The 2,244-nt window shown below is 57.9% G+C and carries 3 protein-coding genes; all 3 read right to left on the reverse strand.

What is annotated here, in order from left to right; genetic code table 11:
* Positions 1–410, reverse strand: a 410-nt coding sequence (locus B2344_RS08470; protein WP_290480670.1) for an adenylate kinase, incomplete at its 3' end; no start/stop codon positions are given.
* Positions 407–1,765: a preprotein translocase subunit SecY gene (gene secY, locus B2344_RS08475; RefSeq protein ID WP_206992495.1), complete on the reverse strand. Its 1,359-nt coding sequence runs from the start codon at positions 1,763–1,765 to the stop codon at positions 407–409. The genes secY and B2344_RS08470, both read right to left, overlap by 4 nt.
* 89 nt (positions 1,766–1,854) lie before the next feature.
* Positions 1,855–2,244: 50S ribosomal protein L15 (gene rplO, locus B2344_RS08480; protein ID WP_290485006.1), on the reverse strand; the 390-nt coding region annotated here is incomplete at its 5' end.

Raw genomic sequence — 2,244 nt, forward strand, 5'->3', positions numbered from 1 at the left:
TTGTCATCCTTGCGGCCCTGTTCTTCGAACCGCTTGGTGACACGTGACAGCAGCTTGTCATCATCGACAAGGATGCGGATCACGCGATTGACGGCTTCACCGCGGGATTCGAGTAGACGATCCAGCGCTTCGGCCTGACCGACTGTGCGTGGGAAACCATCAAAGATGAATCCCGGCGCGCCGGCCTGAACTTCCAATTGCTCGTCGATCAGGGCGATGACGATCTCGTCGGAAACGAGGCTGCCTTCATCCATGATCTGGGCAACTCTTTCGCCGAGCTCGGAGCCAGACGCGCGCGCCGCGCGCAGCATGTCACCGGTAGAGAGTTGAACGAACCCCCGCTCTTCGACCAGGCGTTTCGCCTGCGTGCCTTTTCCGGCCGCTGGCGGCCCGAACAGAATTAGGTTCATCTCTTACGACCCCCGAGTTTCGACTTCTTGATCATGCCCTCATACTGGTGCGCGATCAAATGCGACTGAATCTGTGTCACTGTATCCATCGTAACAGATACAACGATCAGAAGAGAAGTACCGCCAATATAGAAAGGTATCTCTGGGAAATATCGCCGCAGCAGTTCGGGAAGGATACAGACGAACATCAGGTACAGGGCCCCAATGGTCGTCAGTCGGGTCAAAACATAGTCGATATAGGCCGCCGTGTTCGAGCCAGGACGGATACCGGGAATAAATCCGCCATACTTGCGCAGATTGTCCGCCGTCTCTTCCGGATTGAACATGATGGAGGTGTAGAAGAAGGCAAAGAAGATCACCATCGCCCCGTAAGACGTGATGTAGGTCCACGAGCCCGGCGCGAAATGCGTCGCCAGCCAGCCCAGAACGCCACTCACAGCGCCGGAGGCTTCGGCATCGGCCGGATTGCCACCCAGGAAGCCCACCGCCGTCAGCGGCAGCATCAGCAGCGCAGAGGCGAAGATTGGCGGGATAACACCAGACGTGTTGATCTTGAGCGGCAGGAAGCTCTTCTGGCCCTGGGCAACACCGTGGGCCTGCTGTCGCTTCGGATACTGGATCAGCAGCCGCCTTTGCGAGCGCTCCATGAAGACGATGAAGACAACCAGCGCGATCACCATGGCCGCAATCGCCACCACAAACGCCACGTTCACAGAGGTCGTGCGCGCCTGCGAGATCAGGTTGAAGATCGCCTTTGGCATTTCAGCGATAATGCCCGCGAAGATGATCAGCGAGATACCGTTGCCGATGCCGCGCGCCGTGATCTGCTCACCCATCCACATCAGCAGCATCGTGCCGCCGGTCAGCGTCACAACGCCGGTTAGGATGAAGAACCAGGACGAGATGCCCTCAATGCGCACAGCGGCAAGGCCGCCAGCAATTGCAAAGGACTGGACCAGCGCGAATCCCAGTGTGAGGTAACGCGTATACTGGTTGATCTGCTTGCGGCCGGACTCGCCTTCCTTCTTCAACTTCTCAAGCGTTGGAGAGGTCGCGGTCAGCATCTGGATGATGATCGAGGCCGTGATGTAAGGCATCACGTTCAGGGCGAACACACCCATCCGTTCCACCGCGCCGCCGGCAAACATGTTCATGTTGCCAAGCAAGCCATCGGACTGGCTCTCGAAGAATTGGGCGTATTGCTGCGGGTCGAGTCCCGGCAGCGGGATGAACGTCCCGAGCCGGTAGAGGATCAAAATCCCGAGAGTAAACAGGATCCGGCTCTGCAGGTCCTTGGCTTTTGCAAAGCTCCGGAAATTCATGTTCCGAGCCATTTGTTCGGCAGCATTCGCCATGGGCCGCTTGACCTCCCTGAAAAAGCGTTCGCCGCCTAAATCGGCGGCGAAACAGTATTTGTGAAGGGGTTACCGGTAAAAACCGCCGATTATTCGTCAGCAGTCTCTTTAGCCGGCCCCGTGACGGTGACTTTACCGCCAGCCTTCTCAACAGCTTCAATAGCTGCCTTCGAGGCGCCTGTCACAGTGATATTCAGATTCTTTGGTGCGTCACCTTTGGCAAGCAGACGCACGCCATCGCGCACATTGCGAACCAGACCAGCGGCCACCAGCGACTCTTCGGTCACATCCTTGGCATCCAGCTTGCCAGCGGCAATCGCCTTGCCGAGACGGCCAAGGTTCACCCAGGCATGGGACTTGGAGTTACGCGCCGTAAAGCCGCGCTTTGGCAGACGCATGTAGATCGGCATCTGGCCGCCTTCAAAGCCATTCACGGCAACGCCGGAACGAGCCTTTTGGCCTTTGACACCGCGACCAGC

Source organism: Hyphomonas sp. UBA3195 (genome assembly GCF_002366485.1).
Taxonomy (GTDB): Bacteria; Pseudomonadota; Alphaproteobacteria; order Caulobacterales; family Hyphomonadaceae; genus Hyphomonas.

Excerpts from the sequence above, each read along its gene's own strand:
- secY (WP_206992495.1), bottom strand. The coding sequence starts at position 1,765 with ATGGCGAATGCTGCCGAACAAATGGCTCGGAACATGAATTTCCGGAGC.